Origin of the sequence: Rhizobacter sp. Root404, assembly GCF_001425865.1 — a bacterium.
Classification (GTDB): domain Bacteria; phylum Pseudomonadota; class Gammaproteobacteria; order Burkholderiales; family Burkholderiaceae_C; genus LMDS01.
On record NZ_LMDS01000004.1, the window covers coordinates 255,856 to 273,254 of the forward strand.

Annotated in this window: 22 protein-coding genes; 8 read left to right on the plus strand and 14 right to left on the minus strand. The window is 70.3% G+C overall.

All coding sequences use genetic code 11. The features are described from left to right. Positions 1–13 precede the first annotated feature (13 nt). Positions 14–2,344 (plus strand): ATP-dependent DNA helicase, encoded by a 2,331-nt coding sequence (locus ASC76_RS05775; protein WP_056463855.1) that lies wholly within the window; start codon positions 14–16, stop codon positions 2,342–2,344. A gap of 10 nt (positions 2,345–2,354) precedes the next feature. Here the strand turns inward: ASC76_RS05775 and ASC76_RS05780 are convergent, their stop codons facing one another. Continuing rightward, on the minus strand, positions 2,355–2,738 hold the full coding sequence (locus tag ASC76_RS05780; protein ID WP_056463859.1) for a VOC family protein: 384 nt from the start codon (positions 2,736–2,738) through the stop codon (positions 2,355–2,357). A 121-nt stretch (positions 2,739–2,859) separates the two neighbouring features. Here ASC76_RS05780 and ASC76_RS05785 point away from each other — a divergent pair, with 121 nt between their 5' ends. From ASC76_RS05785 to ASC76_RS05795, 3 genes are all read left to right on the plus strand, one after another. Then, entirely contained in the window at positions 2,860–3,273 is a 414-nt protein-coding gene (locus ASC76_RS05785; protein ID WP_056463862.1) for a PaaI family thioesterase, read from the plus strand. Positions 3,274–3,337: 64 nt separating this feature from the next. Beyond that, positions 3,338–3,790, plus strand: coding sequence for a DNA-binding transcriptional regulator (locus ASC76_RS05790; RefSeq protein ID WP_056463864.1), 453 nt, complete (start codon positions 3,338–3,340; stop codon positions 3,788–3,790). A gap of 7 nt (positions 3,791–3,797) precedes the next feature. Beyond that, on the plus strand, positions 3,798–4,001 hold the full coding sequence (locus ASC76_RS05795) for a hypothetical protein (protein ID WP_056463869.1): 204 nt from the start codon (positions 3,798–3,800) through the stop codon (positions 3,999–4,001). A gap of 24 nt (positions 4,002–4,025) precedes the next feature. Here the strand turns inward: ASC76_RS05795 and ASC76_RS05800 are convergent, their stop codons facing one another. From ASC76_RS05800 to ASC76_RS05835, 8 genes are all read right to left on the minus strand, one after another. Beyond that, positions 4,026–4,841 carry a S9 family peptidase gene (locus ASC76_RS05800; protein ID WP_056463873.1) on the minus strand — a complete coding sequence of 272 codons (816 nt, stop codon included), beginning with the start codon at positions 4,839–4,841 and terminating at the stop codon, positions 4,026–4,028. Beyond that, positions 4,825–5,985, minus strand: coding sequence for a DUF3182 family protein (locus ASC76_RS05805; protein WP_056463877.1), 1,161 nt, complete (start codon positions 5,983–5,985; stop codon positions 4,825–4,827). Before ASC76_RS05805 ends, ASC76_RS05800 begins: the two co-directional genes overlap by 17 nt. A 1-nt stretch (position 5,986) precedes the next feature. Beyond that, on the minus strand, positions 5,987–6,211 hold the full coding sequence (locus ASC76_RS05810) for a hypothetical protein (RefSeq protein WP_157615332.1): 225 nt from the start codon (positions 6,209–6,211) through the stop codon (positions 5,987–5,989). A 102-nt stretch (positions 6,212–6,313) separates the two neighbouring features. Beyond that, entirely contained in the window at positions 6,314–6,817 is a 504-nt protein-coding gene (gene msrA / locus ASC76_RS05815; protein ID WP_056463883.1) for a peptide-methionine (S)-S-oxide reductase MsrA, read from the minus strand. Next, positions 6,814–7,263 carry a peptide-methionine (R)-S-oxide reductase MsrB gene (msrB, locus tag ASC76_RS05820; RefSeq protein ID WP_056463888.1) on the minus strand — a complete coding sequence of 150 codons (450 nt, stop codon included), beginning with the start codon at positions 7,261–7,263 and terminating at the stop codon, positions 6,814–6,816. The genes msrA and msrB overlap by 4 nt, the downstream gene beginning before the upstream one ends. A gap of 37 nt (positions 7,264–7,300) precedes the next feature. Beyond that, the gene (gene trxC / locus ASC76_RS05825) at positions 7,301–7,729 is read right to left on the minus strand and encodes a thioredoxin TrxC (RefSeq protein WP_157615334.1); all 429 of its coding nucleotides are present in this window, start codon (positions 7,727–7,729) and stop codon (positions 7,301–7,303) included. 30 nt (positions 7,730–7,759) lie between these two features. Then, positions 7,760–8,473: a Crp/Fnr family transcriptional regulator gene (locus ASC76_RS05830; RefSeq protein WP_056463891.1), complete on the minus strand. Its 714-nt coding sequence runs from the start codon at positions 8,471–8,473 to the stop codon at positions 7,760–7,762. Between the two features lie 142 nt (positions 8,474–8,615). Further along, positions 8,616–9,332, minus strand: coding sequence for a Crp/Fnr family transcriptional regulator (locus ASC76_RS05835; RefSeq protein WP_157615642.1), 717 nt, complete (start codon positions 9,330–9,332; stop codon positions 8,616–8,618). Positions 9,333–9,441: 109 nt separating this feature from the next. Between ASC76_RS05835 and ASC76_RS05840 the strand changes: the two genes are divergently transcribed. The 3 genes from ASC76_RS05840 to ASC76_RS05850 all read left to right on the plus strand — a co-directional run bounded on the left by ASC76_RS05840 (position 9,442) and on the right by ASC76_RS05850 (position 13,399). Then, positions 9,442–10,641: a sensor histidine kinase gene (locus ASC76_RS05840; protein ID WP_371262085.1), complete on the plus strand. Its 1,200-nt coding sequence runs from the start codon at positions 9,442–9,444 to the stop codon at positions 10,639–10,641. A gap of 182 nt (positions 10,642–10,823) precedes the next feature. Then, positions 10,824–11,012: a hypothetical protein gene (locus ASC76_RS05845; RefSeq protein WP_056463896.1), complete on the plus strand. Its 189-nt coding sequence runs from the start codon at positions 10,824–10,826 to the stop codon at positions 11,010–11,012. An 8-nt stretch (positions 11,013–11,020) separates the two neighbouring features. Further along, positions 11,021–13,399, plus strand: a complete 2,379-nt coding sequence (locus ASC76_RS05850) for a phosphoketolase (RefSeq protein WP_056466946.1) — start codon at positions 11,021–11,023, stop codon at positions 13,397–13,399. Here ASC76_RS05850 and ASC76_RS05855 read toward each other — a convergent pair whose 3' ends face one another. From ASC76_RS05855 to ASC76_RS05875, 5 genes are all read right to left on the minus strand, one after another. After that, positions 13,400–14,602, minus strand: a complete 1,203-nt coding sequence (locus ASC76_RS05855; protein WP_056463898.1) for an acetate/propionate family kinase — start codon at positions 14,600–14,602, stop codon at positions 13,400–13,402. A 1-nt stretch (position 14,603) separates the two neighbouring features. Continuing rightward, a complete protein-coding gene (locus ASC76_RS05860; RefSeq protein ID WP_056463900.1) occupies positions 14,604–15,107 on the minus strand; it encodes a DUF6265 family protein in 504 nt (167 codons plus the stop codon). Between the two features lie 69 nt (positions 15,108–15,176). After that, positions 15,177–15,572: a GNAT family N-acetyltransferase gene (locus tag ASC76_RS05865; RefSeq protein ID WP_056463902.1), complete on the minus strand. Its 396-nt coding sequence runs from the start codon at positions 15,570–15,572 to the stop codon at positions 15,177–15,179. A gap of 16 nt (positions 15,573–15,588) precedes the next feature. After that, entirely contained in the window at positions 15,589–16,026 is a 438-nt protein-coding gene (locus tag ASC76_RS05870) for a hypothetical protein (protein WP_056463904.1), read from the minus strand. After that, a complete protein-coding gene (locus ASC76_RS05875) occupies positions 16,023–16,406 on the minus strand; it encodes a VOC family protein (RefSeq protein WP_056463906.1) in 384 nt (127 codons plus the stop codon). The genes ASC76_RS05870 and ASC76_RS05875 overlap by 4 nt, the downstream gene beginning before the upstream one ends. A gap of 204 nt (positions 16,407–16,610) precedes the next feature. Here ASC76_RS05875 and ASC76_RS05880 point away from each other — a divergent pair, with 204 nt between their 5' ends. Next, positions 16,611–17,387 carry a PEP-CTERM sorting domain-containing protein gene (locus ASC76_RS05880; RefSeq protein ID WP_056463907.1) on the plus strand — a complete coding sequence of 259 codons (777 nt, stop codon included), beginning with the start codon at positions 16,611–16,613 and terminating at the stop codon, positions 17,385–17,387. Positions 17,388–17,399: the final 12 nt, after the last annotated feature.

Below are 17,399 nucleotides of genomic sequence, written 5' to 3' on the forward strand. Positions count from 1 at the left end.
CTTGCGGTCTGCCATGTCTCCATTCCCCCTCCCCCGATACACGATAGGCGTACGCGAACTCTGCGAGTTCGCAGCCAAGCAGGGCGATCTCGACCTGCGCTTCACGCCCTCGCCGACCGCCCAGGAAGGCATGGCCGGTCATCGCACCGTCGCCGGACGCCGGCCCGAATCGCACCGCAGCGAAGTCACGGTGAGCGGCACGTACGGCCCGCTCACCGTGCGTGGACGTGTCGACGGCTTCGACCCGGCGCGCGGCGTGCTCGAGGAAGTCAAGACGCACAAGGGCGATGTGGCGGCGATTCCCGCCAACCACCGCGCGCTCCACTGGGCGCAGGCCAAGGTCTACGGCTGGCTCGTGTGCGCACAGTTCGAGCGGCCGGCGCTGACGGTCTCGCTGGTCTACTTCGATGTGGTCACGCAGGCCGAGACGGTGTCGAGCGAAGCCTGCAGCGCGGACGACCTCCGCACGGTGGTCGCCGCACTGTGCGAGCGCTTCATCGCCTGGTCGCAGCGCGAACTGCAGCACCGCGCGGCGCGCGATGACCAGTTGCGTGCGCTCGCGTTTCCGCACGCCGACTACCGCGCCGGTCAGCGCAGGCTGGCCGAGCACAGCTTCCTGGCGGCGCGCCGCGGGCGCTGCCTGCTCGCCGAAGCCCCGACCGGCATCGGCAAGACGATCGCGACGCTCTTCGGCGCGCTCAAGTCCCTGCCCGACCGGGGCCTGGACCGCCTGTTCTTCCTGAGCGCGAAGAACTCCGGTCACGCGCCGGCGTTCGACGCGCTCGCGCAGCTCGGCGCGTGGCCCGAGGGCGACGAATCACCGCCCGGGTCGCTGCGCGTGCTGCAGCTGGTCGCCCGCGACACCGCCTGCGAGCACCCCGACCTCGCGTGCCATGGCGAGTCGTGCCCGCTGGCCCGCGGCTTCTACGACCGCCTGCCCGCCGCGCGGCAGGCGGCCGTTGCGACGCCGCGCTGGTCCCGCGAGGCGGTACGCGGCATCGCCGCGGTCCACCGCGTCTGCCCGTACTACCTGGCGCAGGAGCTGGCGCGCTGGGCCGATGTGGTGGTCGCCGACTACCACTACTACTTCGACGCGTCGGCGCTGCTGCACGGCCTGACGCTTGCGAACCAGTGGCGCGTCACGCTGCTGGTCGACGAGGCGCACAACCTGCTCGACCGGGCACGCGCGATGTACAGCGCGGCGCTGTCGCTCGCCGCCGTGCGCGCCGCCGTGCGGGCCGCGCCGCCGCCGCTGGCGACCGCGCTGCGGCGCGTGCGGCGTTCCTGGCCCGCGTCCGACCCGGCATCCGCCGCGCCAGCCGCCGACGCCTACGAGGTGCTGCCGCGCCCGCCGGAGCCCCTGCTCGCCGCGCTGCGACAGGCGACCGCGGCGATCGGCGAGCACACCGCCGGCGGCCTGCCGCTGGCCCCGGACCTGATGGCGTTGTACTTCGATGCCCTGCGCGTCGTGCGGCTGGCCGAGAGCTTCGGCGCGCACTCGATCGTGGACCTGACGCGGCCGGCGTCGGCGGTCCATGGCCGGGTCGACGCGGTGCTGTGCCTGCGCAACGTCGTGCCGGCGGCATTCCTCAAGGCGCGGTTCGAGACCGCGCATGCCACGGTGCTGTTCTCGGCAACGCTGTCGCCGCACCGCTTCTATGCCGACGTGCTGGGCCTGCCGGACGACACCGCGTGCCTGACGATCGAGCCGCCCTACCGCGCCGCGCAGCTGTCGGTCGAGATCATCGATGCGATCTCGACGCGCTACGCCGCGCGCGATGCGTCGGTCGGCCCGATCGCCGCGCTGATCGGCAAGCGGGTCCGCGCACGGCCCGGCAACTACCTGGCGTTCTTCAGCAGCCTGGACTACCTCGACCGCGCGTTCGATGCCTTCGTCGCGCAACACCCGGACGTGCCGGCCTGGCGCCAGACGCGTGCGATGTCGGCGGCCGACCGCGCCGCCTTCCTCGCGCGCTTCGTCGAGGATGGCCACGGCGTGGGCTTCGCGGTGCTCGGCGGCTCGTTCGGCGAGGGCATCGACCTGCCCGGCACCCGGCTGGTCGGTGCCTTCATCGCGACGCTCGGCCTGCCGCAGTTCAACCCGGTCAACGAGCAGATGCGCCGCACGATGCAGGCCACGTTCGGCGCCGGCTTCGACTATGTCTACCTGCTGCCGGGCCTGCGCAAGGTGATCCAGGCGGCGGGCCGGGTGATCCGCACGCCGACCGACGAGGGCTGCGTTCTGCTGATCGACGACCGCTACCGCCGGCCCGAGGTGCAGCACCTGCTGCCGCGGTGGTGGCGCTGCGGCGTGCCGGCAGCGGCGGCCGCAGCGCCGGCCTGACGCGACTGCCTCAGGCCTTCGGCAGGCGGTGCATCGCGCAGAGCTTGTTGCCGTCCGGATCGCGCAGGTAGGCCAGGTAGAGCCGGCCGCCCACGCCCTCGCGCACGCCGGGCGGCTCTTCGCAGGTCGTGCCGCCGGCGGCCAGGCCGGCCGCGTGCCAACCGTCGACCTGCTCCGGCGACTGGCACGCAAAGCCGATCGTGCCGCCGTTGGCCGGGCACGCCGGTTCCCCGTTGATCGCGCGGCTGACCGCGAACACGCCGGTGGGCGAGCGCCAGAAGATGCGATGCCGGTCGACGAAGCCGGGCGGCACGCCGAGCGTGCCCAGCAATGAATCGTAGAAGGACTTGGCCCGGTCGAGGTCGTTGGTGCCGATCATGATGTGCGAGAACATGCGGGATGGGTCTCCGTGGGTGGTGTGGGCGGCCGGCGGCCGCGCCGTATTGTGGCCAAGCGCCGGACCGGTCGTCGACCTGACCGAGAATCGTCGTCTTCTTCACCAACGAGGCGAATCGATGGACGACGACCTGGATGCGCGCATCCGCTCCGGCCAGGCCCTGAGCGAGTCGATGGGCAACTTCCGCGTGACCGGCTGGGACGCGCAACGCAAGGTCGCGAGCGCCACGTTCACGGTGCGGCGCGAGTATTGCCACACCAACGGCACGATCGCGCAGGGCGGCTTCATCACCGCCTGGCTCGACGCCGCGATGGCCCACGCAGTGATCCACGACACCGGCCACACGCAGACCGTCTTCAGCCTCGAGATCAAGGTGAGCTTCTACGAGAAGGTCGGTCCCGGCGAGGGCACGGTCGAGGGTCGGGTGATCCGGCGCGGCAAGCGCATCGCGTTCATGGAGGCGGCGCTCTACAACGCCAACGGCCAACTCGCCGCCGAGGCCACGTCGACCGGTATCCTGGCGCCGTTGTAGCAGGCGACGCACACTCGCCAATTTGGAACGCCTACCGCTGACGGCTTCGTTGCACAATCCCAAGATGCCAAATATCGCTTCCGTCTTCAAGGATGAAATCGTTCGCGTGGCCCGCAAGGAGATCCGCAACGAACTCGCCGCGCTGAAAAAGGCCTCGGCCGCCTACCGCGCGGAAATCGCCGCGTTGAAACGGCGCGCACAAGACCTCGAACGCGAGGTCAAGGGACTCACCCGTGCCGTCGGCAAGGCGGTGCCGGCGGCGCGCGAAGCAGCCGTCAAGCCGACGCGCTTCAGCGCCAAGGGCCTGGCCTCGCAGCGCAAGCGGCTGGCCTTGTCGGCGGCCGACTGCGGGCTGCTGGTCGGCGCGTCGGGCCAGTCGGTCTACAACTGGGAGGCCGGCACGGCACGCCCGCGTGCGTCCCACCTCGCGGCCATCGCCTCGCTGCGTTCGATGGGCAAGAAGGAAGCGGCCGCCCGCCTGCGCGAACTGCGCGCGTCCCCTGCCCCGGCCGCCTGAGCGCACGATGAACACCCTCGACGAGATGCGGCACCGGGCCCTGCTCACCGCGCCTCAGCACGCCGAGATCCGCGCCTGGGTAGCCAGCGCGCGCACGCCGGACGCGATCCTGCAGATGCCCGCGCATCTTTGGAAGACGTTGGAACTCGCCAGCGTGCTGATGAACGTCGACGCCGATCTGTCGCAGGCGCCCGCGCTCGACAACAGCTGAGTCGGTCGGCGGCGCCGGCCCGCGCTACTCGGCGCCTGGCGGCGTCTCCGGCCCGGCCGCATCCGCACCGCTTTCGCGACCGCGCGACGCAGCCGGCGGGGCGCGCGCCCCGGACACCATCTCGCCGAGCCACGACACCAGCAGCTGCGTGTACGCGCGCTGGTCCGCGTCGGCGGTCAGGCCGTGGTCGGCGCCCTGCAGGCAGCGGTAGGTCAGCGAACGCGCGTGCGTGCAGGCCTCACGGTAGCTGGTGAGAACGGCCTGCGGGATGATCGCGTCGTGCTCGGATTCGATCAGCAGCACGTCGCCGCCGAACTCGCGACAGGCGCGCAGTGCGCGGTTGTCGGTCGCCGGCACGACGCTGCGCCGGTAGTGTTTCAGGTCCTGCTGCTGGTGCAGACGCAATTTGGGGCTGTCCCAATCGGTGTCGATGTAGAGCGCGGGCGCGCGCAGCGCGAGCCACTTGACCTGCCGCATCGAGGTCAGCACCGAGCCGAGGTAGCCGCCATAGCTGCTGCCGATCACCGCGACGCTGCCCGGATCGACATGGCGGCGCGAGATCAGCGTGTCGTAGGCGGCGAGCACGTCGCTCAGGTTCTGTTCGCGCGTCACGGTCTCGTACTGGCCGCGCGTCTGCGCATGGCCGCGCAGGTCGAAGGTCAGGCAGACGCAGCCCAGCGCCGCCACTTCGCGGGCCCGCGCGAGATACTGCTGCTGGCTGCCGCCCCAGCCGTGCACGAACAGCACGCCCGGCACCAGCGTGCCCGGCGTGACGAAGGTGCCGGAGATCGCGTCGTCTTCGACACGGATCTCGACGGCCTCGTCATGCGAGCCGGTCATCGCGCGCCACCACCGCGTACTTCAGCAGGCGGCCCGTGCCGGCATCGTCCATCCCGTCGAAGCTGACGAATGCGCCGGCGGGCAGTGCCGTCGACTCGCCGTAGACCTCGTGCGTGGAGGCCCGGACGCGGTCGAGCGCCGGATCGTCCGCGAACGCCTGCAGCGCGAGCAGTTCCGCGCCCGACGCACCGCCGATGCGCCACGATTGCTCGAGCACACCCATGCAGAGCGTGCCGGCCTCGTCCACGCCCTCGGCCACGTCGTAGTTGCTGCGCGTCGCGAGCATGCCGCCGAAGCAGTCGAGCGCGGCGCGGTGGAAGGCGAGCGCCTGCGCGATCGCCCGGCGCTGCGCGGCGGCGAACGGCTGCGCCGCCAGGGCGTCGAACCCGCCGCGCACGACCTGGAGGTCGGAACCGCCGTAGACCTCGTGCCCGTGGTGGTTGCACACCAGCCGCTGCGTGCCGACATAGCTCGCGACGTGCGACCCGACCTGCACCTGGCCGACGCTGTGCGTGATCACCTGCGCGAGGTTGCGTTCGAGCACGATGCCTTCCTCGGCGATCGCCTCGGCACCGATGCCGTCGAGGCACGCGCGCAGGGACGCCGCGTCGCGCACGACGTGCTGCCCCGCCCCGCCGACACCGCTGGGCGACTTCACGCGCACCGCGCCACCGGCCAGCAAGGCCTCGCCGGCGCGCTGCGCGTCGGCGAGCGAGAACGCGGTCCAGCCCGCGAGCACCACGTCGCGGACGCGCTCGCCGAACGCCGCGCACCAGCCGGGCGGGGCGGCGGCGCCGGCATGCAGCAACGGGTGGCTGATGACCTTCGTGGCGATGTAGGCCTGCGGCACGACGCCGCCGAACAGCTGCGACGCGTCGCCGATGCCGAGCCGGCGCGCTTCGGCGAGGCTCGTGATCGTGTCGGACGGCACCACCAGCGACGGCGCCATCACGGTGCGCGCGTCGCTGTCCAGCGCCAGCTCGACCCCGATCAGGCGGGCCAGCCCGCGGGCGATGTTCAGCTTGGTCGTGGTGTCGTGGCCCGCCGCGCGGGCGCTGCCGCGCGCGTCGTGGAACACGGCGGGTCCCGACGCCGACGCCGAGTGGACCACGCGATCGGGGTTCGCCACCGCGGTCGCGACCATCTCAGTGCAGGCTGCGCCAGCTGACGATGCGACAGGTCATCGTCTCGTCCCAGATCTCGGCGGCTTCGTTCGGCGGCAGCAGGAACATCGCGTCGAACGCATGCCGCGCGAACGTCATCGCGGTCACGACGTCGAGTTTGGGTGCGAGCTCGACGAGGTGAAGGGTGAAGCTGCGCAGCCAGCCGGGATCGGGCGGCGGAGGCTTGGGCAAGAAGGAAAGGTTCATGGCGTCGCTCCGGTTCCTGCCCAGTCTCGGGCAGGCGGGCGCGCGACGCCTGTAGGAAAGCGCCGCCTTCGAGGCGGCGACATTCACCCGTTCGACGCGCCGTCAGCGCTGGCGCGCCGGCAGCTTCCAGTCGGGACGGATGAAGTGGCAGGTGTAGCCGTTCGGGATGCGCTCCAGGTAGTCCTGGTGCTCCGGCTCGGCCTGCCAGAACGGCCCGGCGGGCGCGAGCTCGGTCACGACCTTGCCGGGCCACAGGCCCGAGGCTTCGACATCGGCGATGGTGTCGAGCGCCACGCGCTTCTGCTCGTCGCTGGTGTAGAAGATCGCCGAGCGGTAGCTCAGGCCGCGGTCATTGCCCTGGCGGTTCGGCGTCGTCGGGTCATGGATCTGGAAGAAGAACTCGAGCAGCTGACGAAAGCTCAGCTGCGCCGGATCGAAGACGATCTCGATCGCCTCGGCATGGGTGCCGTGGTTCCGATAGGTGGCGTTCGGCACGTCGCCGCCCGAGTAGCCCACGCGTGTCGAGATCACACCCTGGTAGCGGCGGATCAGGTCCTGCATGCCCCAGAAACAGCCGCCGGCGAGTACCGCACGCTCTTGACTCATCTCACCTCCTCCACCTGGTCCAGAAAGGCGCCGTAACCCGCGGCTTCCATCTCGTCGCGCGGCACGAAGCGCAACGAGGCCGAGTTGATGCAGTAGCGCAGGCCGCCGCGGTCGACCGGGCCGTCCGGGAACACGTGGCCGAGGTGGCTGTCGCCGTGCACCGAGCGCACCTCGGTGCGCACCATCCCGTACGCCGTGTCGCGCAGTTCGTTGATGTGGGCCGGCGCGATCGGCTTGGTGAAGCTCGGCCAGCCGCAGCCGGACTCGAACTTGTCGCTCGAGGCGAACAGCGGTTCGCCGGACACGATGTCGACATAGATGCCGGGCTCATGGTTGTCGAGGTACTCGCCGGTGCCGGGGCGCTCGGTCGCGTTCTGCTGCGTCACGCGGAACTGCTCCGGTGTCAGCGCGGCGATCGCCTCGGGGGTCTTGCGGTAGTCGGGCATGGGTCGTCCTTCCTTACAACGTTGAAGTCAGCGGGCGTCAGCGTACCAGCGCGACGATCTGCGGAGCCTGCAGGGCGCCGGTCCGGCGCGAGGTCTCGCGGCCGCCCGTCAGCCGCACCAGCGTCGGGATGCTGCGAATGCCGAAGCGCGCCGACGTCGCCGGATTGTCGTCACTGTCGACCTTCACGAGCAGCGCATGGCCTTTCAGCTGGCGCGCGGCCTGGTCGAAATGCGGCGCCATGCCGACGCACGGGCCGCACCACGGCGCCCAGAAGTCCACCAGCACCGGCAGATCGGTGTGCTGCGTGAAGCGGTCGAAGTTGGCGTCGGTCAGCGTGACCGGCCGGCCGTCGAGCAGCGCCTGGCCGCAGCGGCCGCAGACGGGGTCGTCGGCGAGCCGGTCGGCCGGCACCCGGTTGGTCGCCAGGCAGTGGGCACACGCGATGTTCAGGGGTTTCGAGTCCATGGCTGCCAAGTGGAGCCACGACCCCGATTCTCAAGGCACGGCGACCGGCGCGTGGCCGAGCAGGGTCTCGTAGTTGCCCTGCTGGGCCCGGTAGCAACCGCAGGCGACCCCGACCAGCCCGGCGCGGTCGAGCACGATCATTTCGCCCCGCCGGTAGTCGATCAGCCCGGCGCGCTGCAGCGCGATCGCTGCGGTCGTGACGCCGACGCGGCGCACGCCCAGCATCAGCGCGAGGAATTCATGGGTGACGTGGAACGCGCTGGCGTGCGCCCGGTCCTGGCTCATCAGCAGCCAGCGCGCCAGCCGGGGGCTGATCTGGTGGTAGTGCAGGCAGGCCGACGAACCCGCGATCTGTGCCATCAGCACGTGCACGTAGCGGCCGACCGTGCGCTGCAGCATCGGGCTGCGCGCCAGCTCGGCCCGGAATGGCTTCATGCCGATGCGCCGCGCCAGGCCAGGCCCCTGCACCAGCGCCCGGAAAGGCGTCGTGGCGACGTCGAGCGCGAGGTTGCAGCCGAGCATGCCCTCGCGCCCGACCATGCCGACCTCCAGCCCCGGCGAGCCGTCGATGACGGTGACCAGCGAGATGAAGCTCTCGACCGGGAAGTAGGCGTGGGTCGTGACCATCCCGGGCTCGTAGATCACGTCGCCCAGCCGGAGCGCGAACGGCTCGCAACGGGCCAGCAGGCGCTCCCGGTCGCGGGGCGGCAGCAGTTCGATCAGGTGATTCTCGGCAGCGGTCAATGCAACTCCTCAACATCGCAGGCTGCACGCTGCACATGCCGAAGGGGGTGCTGGACGGGGTGCTCTGCGACCCGCAGAGTCTGGGTCGGGCGCGGGGCGCTCACCGTCTGCCAGCGCACACAGCGCTGGCTGGCGTCGGGCGTCAGGCCGCCGTCACCGCCGGCAGCAGCCGGTCGTATTCCTTCTTGACGACGGCGTAGCACTCGCAGGTGCGCGCTTCGAGCGCCTGGCGGTCCAGCACCGTGATCCGCCCGCGGGCGTAGCGGATCGTCCCGGCCGACTGCAGCTTCAGCGCCGCCTCGGTTACGCCCTCGCGGCGCACCCCGAGCATGTTGGCGATCAGCTCCTGCGTCATGACCAGTTCGTGACCCTGTAGCCGGTCGAGGCTCAGCAGCAGCCAGCGGCACAGCTGCTGGTCGAGCGAATGGTGGCGGTTGCACACCGCCATCTGGGCCATCTGCGTGATCAGCGCCTGGGTGTAGCGCAGCAGCAGATGCAGCACCGGCGTGCGCGCGAACTCGTCCTTGATGAAGTTCGCGGAGATGCGGTAGCCCTCGCCCGCGCTCTGGACCACGGCGCGGCTCGGCGTCGAGCCGCCGCCCATGAAGATCGAAATGCCGACGACGCCCTCGCGCCCGACCACGGCGATCTCGGCCGACGCGCCGTTCTCCATCACGTAGAGCAACGAGACGATCGCGGTGGTCGGGAAGTAGACGTGGCTCAGCGTGATGCCGGGCTCGTAAAGGACAGTGCCCAGCGGCATGTCGACGGCTTCCAGCCGCGGTTCCCAGCGCTGCCACTCTTCGGGCGGCAGCGCCGCCAGCAACTGGTTCCTTCGGGGGTCTGGCAGAGCACCGATGCGCGGCTCCTGAGTGGCGGGACGTCTTGAAGTGTAGGCGCGCCGGACGGTTTGTATGTTCGCTAACGAACACACCGGCCGGGCCGCCCGAGGGTGCGCTAGCGAACAGATGCCGCACGCATTGCCCGCTATGGTCACTGGTACCCACGCCCACGCGAACGCTCGCCATCAAAGAGCCCACCCCTTGTTCCATTTCCTGGCCGATAACCGCGAAGAACTGATTGCCCGCTGCCGGGCAAAGGTGGCGCTGCGCGCGCGCGACGGGGCGGAGCATCAGACCTCCAATGGCATTCCGCTCTTCCTGGACCAGTTGACGCGCACGCTCGCGGCCGAGGACGCGGGCGAAACCGGCGAGAGCCTGAGCATTTCCGGCGCCTCCGGCGGCGACAGCCAGGCGCTGTCGGAGATGGGCATCAGCGCCGCCGCCCACGGCAAGGCGCTGCTGGAAGTCGGGTACTCCGTCGACCAGGTGGTCCATGACTACGGCGATCTCTGCCAGGCGATCACCGATCTGGCTTTCGAACGCGAGGCCCCGTTCGGCGTGGACGAATTCCGCACGCTGAACCGCTGCCTGGACAACGCGATCGCCGATGCGGTGTCGTCCTTCGCGGCGCAGAAAGAGGTCACGGTCGCGAGCGAGAGCTCCGCTCGCGAGAACCAGCGCCTGGGCTTCCTGATCCACGAGTTTCGCAACCACGTCCAGGTCGCGACGCTCGCCTACATCGCGCTCGAGTCGGGCAAGCTGGGCATGGGCGGCTCGACGTCCGCGGTGCTCAAGCGCAGCCTGGCGGCCATGTCGGCACTGCTGAAACAGTCGCTCGCCGAAGTGCGTCTCAGCGCCGACATCCCGACGCGGGATTCCTTCTCGGTAGCCGCCTTCGTCGCCGACGCGCAGGTGACCGCCGCCCTCTACGCGGGCACGAGCGGCTGCACGCTGAGGGTGCCGTTCGTCGATCCGCTGCTCGGCGTGGTCGGCAATCGGCTGCTGCTGGCCGCCGCGCTGACGAACCTGCTGCAGAACGCCTTCAAGTTCACCCACCCCTGTTCGCAGATCACGCTGACCGCTCGCGCCGCAGACGACCGCGTGCTGATCGAGGTGCAGGACAACTGCGGCGGCCTGCCCACGGGCGCGGCCGAACGCCTGTTCAAGCCGTTCAGCCAGTCCGGCAAGAACCGGAGCGGCCTCGGGCTCGGCCTGTCGATCGCGCGTCAGAGCGTCGAAGCCGACGGCGGCACCCTCTGCGTGACCGACCTGCCGGGCACCGGCTGCGTCTTCACGATCTCGCTCCCGCGGCAGCCGCTGATCTGATGGCGCATACTGCCGCAGCACGCCAACTCGCGTTGCCGCTGTTTTCGGTTGCCCCCACACGGCCGCACAGGCCGTCGGGCACGCCCAGGGTGCCCCGTTCGAACCCCTACCGGAACACCCCTCAGATGCCTACGTCCTCCCGCAATCGCCAATTCTGGAAAACCTCGTCCTTCGGAGGCTCCGTGGACACGTCGGCCCTCGAACTGGCGGCGCTGCGCAACCACCTCGACCTGTGCGACGCACAGCGCGGACCGCTGTTTGCCCTTCGCTGCCGGCTCGACGCGGTCAACGGCTTCGCGGCGCCGCGGCTGATCAGCGGCCTGATCCTGTTCACGCTGGTGAGCAGCGTCGCGACCTGCGCAGGCGCGTGAACGCCGGCATGAGCATGCTGGACGACGACCTGTTCCGCAAGATCGACGCGTACTGGCGCGCCGCGAACTACCTGTCCGTCGGGCAGATCTACCTGCAGGCGAACCCGCTGCTCGAGACGCCGCTGGCCCACGCCGATGTCAAGCCGCGACTGCTCGGTCACTGGGGCACGACGCCGGGGCTGAACCTCGTCTACGTGCACCTGAACCGGTTGATCAAGCAGCATGGGCTGAACATGCTGATGGTGGTCGGCCCCGGACACGGCGGGCCGGGCATCGTCGCGAACACGTACCTGGAGGGCTCCTACACCGAGCACTACCCGGGCATCGCGCGCAACCGGGACGGCATGCTGAAGCTGTTCCGCCAGTTCTCCTGGCCGGGCGGCATCCCGAGCCACGTGGCACCCGAAACCCCGGGCTCGATCCACGAAGGGGGCGAGCTCGGCTATTCGCTGGCGCACGCGTACGGCGCCGCCTTCGACAACCCGGACCTGATCGTCGCGTGCGTGATCGGCGACGGCGAGGCGGAGACCGGGCCGCTCGCCGGCAGCTGGCATGCCAACAAGTTCCTCGATCCGGGCCGCGACGGGGCGGTGCTGCCCATCCTGCACCTCAACGGCTTCAAGATCGCCAACCCGACCGTGCTGGCGCGGATCGGCCGCGAGGCCTTGACGGCGCTGCTGACCGGCTACGGCCACGAACCGCTGTTCGTCGAGGGCGACGATCCCGCGCAGGTCCACCGCGCGCTCGCCGCCGCGCTGGACACGGCGCACGCACGCATCCGGCAGATCCAGGCGACGGCGCGCGGCGGCGACGCCGCGACGCCCCCCGCCCTGCCGTGCTGGCCGATGATCGTGCTCGTCACGCCGAAAGGCTGGACCGGGCCGAAGACCGTCGACGGCCTGCCGGTCGAGGGCACGTGGCGCTCGCACCAGGTGCCGCTGGCCGACCTCCAGTCGGACGAGCATCTCGGCCAGCTGAGCGACTGGCTGCGCAGCTACCGACCCGACGAACTGTTCGACGCCGACGGCGCGCTGATCCCCGAGCTCGCGGCGCTGGCCCCGGTCGGCGTCCAGCGCATGGGCTGCAACCCGCACACGAACGGCGGCGCCGTCTGCCAGCCGCTGGTGATGCCGGACTTCCGCACGCACGCTGTGAAGGTGGTCACGCCGGGCGGCGTGCGCGCCGAGTCGACCCGGGTGCTCGGCCGGTTCGTGCGCGACGTGATGGCGCGCAACCTCGCGAGCGCGAACTTCCGCGTCTTCGGGCCGGACGAGACCGCGTCGAACCGGCTCGATGCGGTCTACACGGTGTCCCCCAAGGCGTGGATGGCGAGCGTGACGGACGTCGACACGAACCTGCGCCACGATGGCCGCGTGATGGAGATCCTCAGCGAGCACCTGTGCCAGGGCTGGCTCGAGGGCTACCTGCTGACCGGGCGCCACGGCTTGTTCTCGTGCTACGAGGCCTTCATCCACATCGTCGACTCGATGCTGAACCAGCACGCCAAGTGGCTCAAGGTCAGCCGCCAGGTGGCCTGGCGCCAGCCGATCCCGTCGCTGAACTACCTGCTCACCTCGCACGTCTGGCGCCAGGACCACAACGGCTTCTCGCACCAGGACCCGGGCTTCATGGACCACGTGGCCAACAAGAAGTCCGACGTGGTGCGCATCTACCTCCCGCCCGACGCGAACTGCCTGCTGTCGGTGGCCGACCACTGCCTGCGCAGCCGCCACTACATCAACGTGATCGTCGCCGGCAAGCAGCCGGAGTGGCAGTGGCTGGACATCGACGCTGCCGCGGCCCACTGCGCGGCCGGCGCGGGCATCTGGAACTGGGCCGGCAGCGAACCCGGCGCGGGCGAGCCGGATGTCGTGATCGCCTGCGCCGGCGACGTGCCGACGGTCGAAGCGCTCGCCGCCGTGACCGTGCTGCGCGAACTGGCGCCCGACCTGCGCGTGCGCGTCGTCAACGTGGTCGACCTGATGGTGCTGCAGCCGCCCGGCGAGCACCCGCACGGGCTCGACGACGACGCGTTCGACGCGCTGTTCACGCGCGACAAGCCGGTGATCTTCGCCTTCCACGGCTACCCGTCGCTGATCCACAAGCTCGCGTACCGGCGCCACAACCACGCCAACCTCCATGTGCGCGGCTACCGCGAGGAAGGCACGACGACCACGCCGTTCGACATGGTGGTCCTCAACGACCTGGACCGCTACAGCCTCGCGCTCGATGTCGTCCGGCGCGTGCCGCGCCTGGCCGATCAGATCCCGGCTGCGACCGAATGGCATCGGGCGACGATCGCGCGCCACAAGGCCTACATCGCCGAGCACGGCGACGACCTGCCCGAGATCCGCGACTGGCGCTGGAACCCGGCCGACCGCGCCTGATCAGGCGGGTGCGTCGGACGGGGCGACGAGCGCCAGCGCGTGGCGCGCGGCGATCCACTCTTCGTTGGTCGGTTCCACCGCGACGGTGACGCGATCGCCCGCACGCGAGATCGTCGACGCGTGGGCCGCATTCGCCGCCGCGTCGAGGCGCACGTCCAGGAAGCCCAGCTCGGCACAGATGCGCGCGCGCATCTGTGCGTTGTGCTCGCCGATGCCGGCCGTGAAGACCAGCAGGTCGAGCCCGCCCAGCACGGCCGTCAAGGCACCGATCTCGCGGACGATGCGGCGCACGTACAGCGCCAGCGCGTCCCGCACCTGCGCGTCCTGCGCTTCGTGCGCGAGCAGGTCGCGCGGGTCGGCCGAGCGGCCCGACACGCCGAGCAGCCCGGCCTCGTGGTAGAGCATCTGACCGAGCGCCTTCGGCGACAGGCCGTCGACCTCGAGCAGGTAGAGCAGCACGCCGGGATCGAGCGAGCCGCAGCGCGTGCCCATCATCAGGCCGTCGAGCGCGGAGAAGCCCATCGTCGTCGCGACGCTCTGCAGGCCGTCCATCGCGCACAGGCTGGCGCCGCTGCCCAGGTGCGCGACGATCACGCGTCCGTGCGCCAAGGTGCCGTGCCGCTCGGGCAATGCGACCGCCATGTACTCGTACGACAGGCCGTGGAAGCCGTAGCGCCGCAGGCCGCGCTCCCACGCGGAATGCGGCAGCGGCAACAGGCGTTCGACGAGCGGCATGTGCTGGTGAAACGCCGTGTCGAAACAGGCGATCTGCGGCAGTGCGGGGCTGGCCTCCAGCAGCGCCTCGATCGCCTCGAGCGCGAACGGCTGGTGCAGCGGCGCGAGCGGGATGTAGCTGCGCAGGTCGGCCAGCACGGTCCGATCGATCCGCGCGGGTGCGAGGTACCTGGCGCCGCCGTGCACGACCCGGTGCGCCACCGCCTGCAGCGTCCGCCCGTCGAGCTGCGCCAGCACGCGCGCCCGGATGTGGCGCAGCGCGTCGAGAAACGGATGCCCGGCCTCGAGCGCGAGGTGCTCGGCTTCTCGACCGGTTTCCCGGATGCGAGCGCTGCCGCCGATCACGTCGTCGATCTGGCCCTTCCAAAACGGCTCGCGCGCGACGCCCGCGGCGGTCGTGTCGAACAACGCGAACTTGATGCTCGACGAGCCACAGTTCAGCACCAGCACGGGGTCGGTCGCCCGCATGCTATTTCGACGCGGCGCCTGCGGGCGCATCGCAGGCGACGCGCACCATCGGGAAGTCGATCGTGCGCAGCGCGCCGTTGCGCTGGCCCTCGATCCGGGCACGCAGGCGTTCCGCTCCGTCGCGGGCATAGACCACGCGTTGCGGGAAGTCATGGGTCGGGCTCTCGAACGCCGCCTCCGCCTCGGTCAGGCGCAGCGCCGGGAAGACCGTGGCGCTGCGACCGGACGGCTGCGCGATGAAGGCCAGCCGGCCATCCGGCAGCTCGCGCAGTTGCATGAACTCGAACGACACCGTCTGGCCCTGCTTGACCGTGCGGCTCAGCCCCAGCATCGTCCCGCCCGCGGCGGCGGTCCATTGCTCCACGGACCCTGGTTCCGCGTCCTGGCTCTGCCAGCAACCGGCGAGCCAGCGCATCTTTTCCAGGTCGCCAGGGGCGGCAACGGCGCCGGCCGCGGCGGAGGCGTTGATCAGGGCGGCGAGCGCCAGCGTCGACGGTATGTTCATGCGCGGACTGTGTGGTGGACGAGGTGGAACGGTACGCCAGTTCCGAGGCGGCCGGTGATCCGGCGTCGCTCAGTCGCGCCGCCCCGGTCTCTCCATCGCGACCTCGGACCGCGCGAAGCCCAGCTTCTCGTAGAACGCCGAGACGCCATCCCGGCCAGCGCGAAGGACCCAGGTCATCTCCGCTTTCGTCCCCATCGCCGCCTGGACCAGCGCCGTGCCCACGCCCCGCCCCCGTCGCCGCTCGTCGACGACCACCATCGAGATGTAGCCGTTGAAGATGCCGTCGGTCAAGGCACGCAGGAAGCCGATGACGACGTCACCCTCCACCGCGACCAGCGCGATCTGGGACCGACCGACCAGCGCCGCGAACGTCTGCGGATCGGCCACTCGCTGCCCCCAGTTGCTGGCCTGAAGCAGCAAGCGGGCCGCTTCGATTTCGGCGGGATGAATGGCGCGGATCTGCATGCCTGACCTTTGAACTTCAATCACCGTGCTGCCCCGCAGCCGCACCGCCGTCCGCGGCGACCGCGCGGCGCGCCTGCACCTCGAACCAGTTGCCGCGATACGGCGGTCGGCCGCGCGCGGCCGCCAGGATGCTGGCCAGCGGATAGGCCACCAGGAACAGCGGCCCGAGGATTTCGTACTGCCGCACATGGACACGCTCGTGGGCACGCAGCAGCGCCAGTTGACCGGGAGCGGTGCCGACCACGACATGGCCGAAGGTGATCGCACCGAAGGGCAGGCGCGCGGCGATTGACCGGCCGAGCCCGTGGTGCGTTGGAAACGAGAATTCGAGTACCCCGCCGACGCGCGCGCCGCGGCCGCCGACGATCAGCGCGAGCGCGCCGAAGCACAGCCCGATCAGCGAACACGGCGCGGCCCAGGTGAACGCCAACAGGCGTCGCAGTTGTCGGGTCATGGCGTCAGCGGGCGCGGAATGTTCTGGCCGATGCGCCACAGCACGCCACTCGGATCGAAGAGCGTGAAGTCGCGCATCGCCCACGGCCGATCTGCCGGCTCGCCGATCCGGACGCCGAACTCGGTCGCCACCGTCGTGGCGACCTGGTGCCAGGCGTCCACGTCATCGACCAGCAGGTGCATCTGGAAGTTGTCGGCATGCGCCTGCACGAAGAAGTCCTGCAGCAGGAAGCTGGCCTCGCCGCAGCGGAAGTACGCGACATCCTGGTGGACCGATGCGCACGTGAAGCCCAGCGCTTCGTAGAACCGGATCGAGCGTGCGAAGTCCTTCGCCGGGACGAACGCCTTGATTTCAACGGCCGTCAGAGAAGTCCGGGTCATGCGTGCAAGCCTTTCGAGGACCAGTGTTCAGCGCGTCCGGGACATGCCCGGGCCCGCGCGATGGCGATCAGCTTACCGCGTGCGCTCATCCCAAGAATGAAGAGTTGACAGTGTGATGGTGCGCCGATACGTTGGTCGTCGATCACAGCCCGCGGCCCTGCACCGGGTGCACGCGACGTCCGACACCAACGAGGAGAACCTTCCATGAACCACTGTCGTGGCCACGCCATCCTTTCCGTCGGTGCGCTCCTTGCCGCGCTCGGCAGTCCATCGGCGATGGCCGACCCGATCTTCTGGACCGACTGGACCGGCACGAACACCGCCACCACCGGCTTCCAGGGCCAGGGCACGATCACCACCAACACCACCACCATCACGGTGACGTACACGAACGCCAACGGCATCGGCTTCTACCAGACGAGCGGCGGCAACGACTACTGGGTCGGCGGCTCGGGCGCCACCTCCCCGTACACGAGCGCGGCCGTCGACAACCGGCCGACCGGGACGGACATCGTCGCGCTCAGCAGGGCCGGCACCCAGACCCTGAATTTCTCGCAGGCGATCGCCAACCCGGTCTTCGCGTTCGCCAGCCTTAACGGCAACGGCTACGCGTTCGACCAGGACTTCGAACTCCTCAGCCTGGGTGGCGTCGATGGCAACGCCTGCGGCTACTGGGGCTGCGGCGGTGCCAGCAAGGTGGTCGTCGATCTCGGCAACGGTCACTTCGAGTACCAGCTCAACAGCAACGGCGTCGGCGGCAGCGAGCCGCACGGCACGCTGCGCTTTCTCGGCGCATTCGACACGCTGACCTGGCGCAGTTCGACCAACGAATACTGGAACGGCTTCACCGTCGGGGTGCAGGGCTCGGCGGACGAAGTGTTTCCCCCGGTCCCGGGCATTCCGGAGCCGTCCACGGTCATCCTGATGGGCGCGGGCCTCGGCCTGCTGGCGCTCGCGGCCAGGCGGCGCAGCGCCCGCTGAGACTTCCGCTTC

Bases quoted from the DNA above. Each gene is read 5' to 3' on its own strand.
- ASC76_RS05800 (WP_056463873.1), bottom strand. From the start codon at position 4,841: ATGACCGGCTCGCATGACGAGGCCGTCGAGATCCGTGTCGAAGACGAC.
- ASC76_RS05855 (WP_056463898.1), bottom strand. From the start codon at position 14,602: ATGCGGGCGACCGACCCCGTGCTGGTGCTGAACTGTGGCTCGTCGAGC.
- ASC76_RS05880 (WP_056463907.1), top strand. From the start codon at position 16,611: ATGAACCACTGTCGTGGCCACGCCATCCTTTCCGTCGGTGCGCTCCTT.
- ASC76_RS05810 (WP_157615332.1), bottom strand. From the start codon at position 6,211: ATGAACCTTTCCTTCTTGCCCAAGCCTCCGCCGCCCGATCCCGGCTGG.
- msrA (WP_056463883.1), bottom strand. From the start codon at position 6,817: ATGAGTCAAGAGCGTGCGGTACTCGCCGGCGGCTGTTTCTGGGGCATG.
- ASC76_RS05790 (WP_056463864.1), top strand. From the start codon at position 3,338: ATGCCAAATATCGCTTCCGTCTTCAAGGATGAAATCGTTCGCGTGGCC.
- trxC (WP_157615334.1), bottom strand. From the start codon at position 7,729: ATGGACTCGAAACCCCTGAACATCGCGTGTGCCCACTGCCTGGCGACC.
- msrB (WP_056463888.1), bottom strand. From the start codon at position 7,263: ATGCCCGACTACCGCAAGACCCCCGAGGCGATCGCCGCGCTGACACCG.
- ASC76_RS05860 (WP_056463900.1), bottom strand. From the start codon at position 15,107: ATGAACATACCGTCGACGCTGGCGCTCGCCGCCCTGATCAACGCCTCC.
- ASC76_RS05870 (WP_056463904.1), bottom strand. From the start codon at position 16,026: ATGACCCGACAACTGCGACGCCTGTTGGCGTTCACCTGGGCCGCGCCG.
- ASC76_RS05785 (WP_056463862.1), top strand. From the start codon at position 2,860: ATGGACGACGACCTGGATGCGCGCATCCGCTCCGGCCAGGCCCTGAGC.
- ASC76_RS05795 (WP_056463869.1), top strand. From the start codon at position 3,798: ATGAACACCCTCGACGAGATGCGGCACCGGGCCCTGCTCACCGCGCCT.
- ASC76_RS05805 (WP_056463877.1), bottom strand. From the start codon at position 5,985: ATGGTCGCGACCGCGGTGGCGAACCCCGATCGCGTGGTCCACTCGGCG.
- ASC76_RS05840 (WP_371262085.1), top strand. From the start codon at position 9,442: ATGCCGCACGCATTGCCCGCTATGGTCACTGGTACCCACGCCCACGCG.
- ASC76_RS05850 (WP_056466946.1), top strand. From the start codon at position 11,021: ATGAGCATGCTGGACGACGACCTGTTCCGCAAGATCGACGCGTACTGG.
- ASC76_RS05775 (WP_056463855.1), top strand. From the start codon at position 14: ATGTCTCCATTCCCCCTCCCCCGATACACGATAGGCGTACGCGAACTC.
- ASC76_RS05865 (WP_056463902.1), bottom strand. From the start codon at position 15,572: ATGCAGATCCGCGCCATTCATCCCGCCGAAATCGAAGCGGCCCGCTTG.
- ASC76_RS05875 (WP_056463906.1), bottom strand. From the start codon at position 16,406: ATGACCCGGACTTCTCTGACGGCCGTTGAAATCAAGGCGTTCGTCCCG.
- ASC76_RS05780 (WP_056463859.1), bottom strand. From the start codon at position 2,738: ATGTTCTCGCACATCATGATCGGCACCAACGACCTCGACCGGGCCAAG.